We start from the raw sequence: 3,665 nt of genomic DNA on the forward strand, positions 1-3,665 counted from the left end.
GAGCCGGTTGTGTCACTGGAAAGTGCCACAACAGTGGAAAACCGTGAAGAGCGTATCCGTCAGGTGCTTGAGGCGGTAGGCTTGTCCGCATCAGCCGCGGATAAATATCCGCATGAATTTTCCGGCGGTCAGCGCCAGCGTATTGCGATTGCCCGCGCATTGATTACGCGCCCGAAACTGATTGTTGCCGATGAGCCGGTTTCGGCACTGGATGTTTCCATTCAGGCGCAAGTGCTCAATCTGATGATGGATTTGCAAGAGCAATTCGGCCTTTCCTATTTGTTCATCAGCCACGATCTGGGTGTGATGCGGGTGATTACAGACCGTGTGGCGGTGATCCATCTGGGCAGAATTGTTGAAGAAGGGCCGACCAATGAGGTCTTTGACAATCCGCAGCATCCATACACACAAGCACTGGTTAATGCCGTGCCAAAACCGTTTTCCGGTCGCCGTAGAATGCGGGTGAAAACTTTGTAATGAAAACTGAATGTCTGTCTGACGATCAAAACCCGCCAAGAGGTTCGCGTCAGACAGGGAAATGGGAGCAGATATGTCCGAGCTTGCTGATTTAAGCGCTGTCGAAATGGTTGCCGGTTATAAGGCGGGTACTCTGTCGCCGGTGGAAGTGGCAGAATCCGTGATCGACCGGATTGAGCGTTGCGAGCCGCAGCTTCATGCGATGTGGGCTTTTGAGCCGGAAGCGGCACTGGCCGCAGCAACCCTGTCGGAAGGTCGCTGGAGGCGGAAAGAAGAGCGCGGGCCGATTGACGGCGTGCCGCTGACGATCAAAGAAAATATTGCCACCAAAGGTTTGCCGGTACCGCTCGGCTGCGCGGCAATAGCATTGAACCCGGCGGCAAAAGATGCGCCGCCCGCTGCCCGATCCCGCGAGAGCGGTGGTATTATTTTGGGTAAAACGACCATGCCTGATCTCGGCATGTTGTCGTCCGGCCTGTCGAGTTTCCATGAACTGGCACGCAATCCGTGGGATTTGTCCACCAATCCCGGCGGCTCCAGTGCAGGAGCGGGAACCGCTGCCGCAGCCGGTTACGGTCCTTTGCATATCGGTACGGATATTGGCGGCTCCATCCGCCTGCCTGCTGGCTGGTGCGGGGTGGTGGGGCTGAAACCGTCTTTCGGGCGTATTCCGATTGATCCGCCTTTTATCGGTCGTGTTGCGGGGCCGATGACGCGTACGGTTGCGGATGCCGCGCTCTATATGTCGGTTCTGTCCAAGCCGGATCGCCGCGATCCGATGAGCCTGCCTTACAACCGTATCGACTGGATGAATCTGGAGCGCGATGTCAAAGATCTGCGTATCGGCCTGTGGCTGGATGCCGGTTTTGGCTCTGCCGTTGAACCTGAGGTCAAAGCGGCGATAGAAGCCGCAGCACAAGCCTTTGCCAATGCCGGTGCGATTGTTGAGGAAGTGCCGAGCTATCTCACCCGTGAGATGATTGACGGGCTGGATCATTTCTGGCGCGTGCGCTCATGGGGCGACATCTCTAAAATGACGCCGGATAATCAGGCAAAAATCCTGCCTTATATTTATCAGTGGGCAGAAGGCGGTAAGGATTTGAACGGTGCGCAGGTCTATCAGGGCTTTGCGCAGATCGAGGCCATGCGCAATGCGGCGTTGGCGGCAATCAGCTCTTATGATTTTATCATTTCGCCGACAGCGCCAATGCCGACTTATCCGGCAGAATGGGCTTCACCGCTGAATGATCCGCAGCGCCCGTTCGAGCATATTGCTTTCACCGTTGCCATGAATATGTCGGAACAACCTGCTGTGTCTGTCAATTGTGGTTACACGGAAAAAGGTTTGCCGATCGGTTTGCAGATTATTGGTCAGCGTTTTGATGATCTGGGAGTGTTGCAACTTGCCCATGCCTATGAACAACTTCGTCCGCAGCAAAGGCCGTGGCCGAAAATATAGACAGCAGAGGTTAAGGGGACAAACGGAATACATTCTGCCGTTCGGGGGGAACGGCAGAAACAGCATGCAGTATCAGTTCCAGCCAATGGAGAAGTGCAGTCATGTCATATCCGCCACTCTCATTACATATGCCCCGCACGATGCGGGGAGAAAGTGTCCCGCCGCCTAATCCGCATTTACGTTTTGCCGGAGCGGGCGAAATGCGCCGCCCGCCGGTTGATTCCGATCCATATGATATGCATGATCTGGCCTATAATCTGGTACGGGTGCTGGATGATGACGGCGAGGCTAAAGGCGAGTGGGTGCCGGATCTGACGGCAGAGCAATTGCGCCACGGTCTGCGCTCGATGCTCAAAACCCGTGCCTATGACCGGCGCATGATGCGCATGCAGCGTCAGGGACAGACCTCTTTCTATATGCAATGTACCGGCGAAGAGGCAATTGCCTGCGCTTTTCAGATGGTGATGCAAAAAGGGGATATGAATTTCCCCACCTATCGCCAGCAGGGACTGCTGATAGCACAAGGCTTCCCGCTGACAGATATGATTTGTCAGGTGCTTTCCAATGAGAAAGACCATCTTAAAGGACGGCAATTACCGGTTATGTATTCGGCACCGGAGGCCGGTTTTTTCTCGATTTCCGGTAATCTCGGCACGCAATTTGTGCAGGCCGTTGGCTGGGCCATGGCTTCTGCTATGCGCAGTGATACAAAAATCGCTGCCGGATGGATCGGTGACGGCTCCACTGCCGAAAGCGACTTTCACGCGGCGCTGGTTTTTGCCTCGGTCTACCGTCCGCCGGTGGTTCTCAATATCGTCAATAATCAATGGGCGATTTCATCACCGCAATCTGTCGCTGGTGGCGAGAATATCAGCTTTGCCTCCCGCGCTCATGGTTTTGCTATTCCGTCTTTGCGGGTGGATGGCAATGATTATCTGGCAGTCTATGCAGCAGCAAGCTGGGCAGCGGAACGGGCACGGCGCAATCTGGGGCCGACGCTGATCGAATGGGTGACCTATCGCGTGGCGCCCCATTCTACCTCCGATGATCCGAGTAAATACCGGCCAAAAGAGGAGGAGCTGAACTGGCCGCTGGGTGATCCGGTGGAGCGCCTCAAACAACATCTGATCCGCAAAGGCGAATGGAGCGAGGAGCGCAATGTGCAGCTGCTGGCCGGTATTGATGCGGAGATTAATGATGCCGCCCGCGAGGCTTTGAAATACGGCACTTTGCATGAAGGGCCGAAAGCCAGCCCCGCAACCATGTTTGAGGATGTCTATAAGGACATGCCGCAGCATTTGCGCGAGCAGCGCCAGCAGATGGGGTATTGATCTTGTCAAAACCTGTATTGCCAAGACGCACAATGATTGAGGCCATCCGCGAAGCGATGGATGTGATGATGGAACGCGATGATAAGGTTGTTGTGTTCGGTCAGGATGTCGGCTTTTTCGGCGGCGTATTCCGCTGCACAGAAGGGCTGCAACGTAAATATGGTGAGGCGCGCTGCTTTGATACACCGATTTCCGAAACCGGTATTGTCGGCGTGGCGGTCGGCATGGGCGCCTATGGCCTGCGTCCTGTGGCGGAAATCCAGTTCGCCGATTATGTCTATCCGGCCTATGACCAGATCGTGTCGGAGGCCGCACGCCTGCGGTTCCGTTCTGCCGGTGATTATACCGCACCGATGGTGATCCGTATGCCGTGCGGCGGTGGGATTTTCGGTGCGCAG

3 protein-coding genes and 1 pseudogene are annotated in these 3,665 nt (G+C 55.5%); all 4 read left to right on the plus strand.

The genetic code is table 11. The features are described 5' to 3' along the window. On the plus strand, nucleotides 1–477 hold a 477-nt coding region (locus A918_RS20075; RefSeq protein ID WP_033316025.1), incomplete at its 5' end, for an ABC transporter ATP-binding protein. 73 nt (nucleotides 478–550) lie between these two features. Next, a complete protein-coding gene (locus tag A918_RS0109635; RefSeq protein ID WP_022710860.1) occupies nucleotides 551–1,936 on the plus strand; it encodes an amidase in 1,386 nt (461 codons plus the stop codon). 101 nt (nucleotides 1,937–2,037) lie between these two features. After that, nucleotides 2,038–3,267 (plus strand): thiamine pyrophosphate-dependent dehydrogenase E1 component subunit alpha, encoded by a 1,230-nt coding sequence (locus tag A918_RS0109640; RefSeq protein ID WP_084664743.1) that lies wholly within the window; start codon nucleotides 2,038–2,040, stop codon nucleotides 3,265–3,267. 32 nt (nucleotides 3,268–3,299) lie between these two features. Then, nucleotides 3,300–3,665 (plus strand): annotated as a pseudogene (locus A918_RS0109645) (alpha-ketoacid dehydrogenase subunit beta); the annotation flags it as partial.

The sequence above is a fragment of the Pseudochrobactrum sp. AO18b genome, assembly GCF_000409565.1.
Lineage (GTDB): Bacteria > Pseudomonadota > Alphaproteobacteria > Rhizobiales > Rhizobiaceae > Pseudochrobactrum > Pseudochrobactrum saccharolyticum.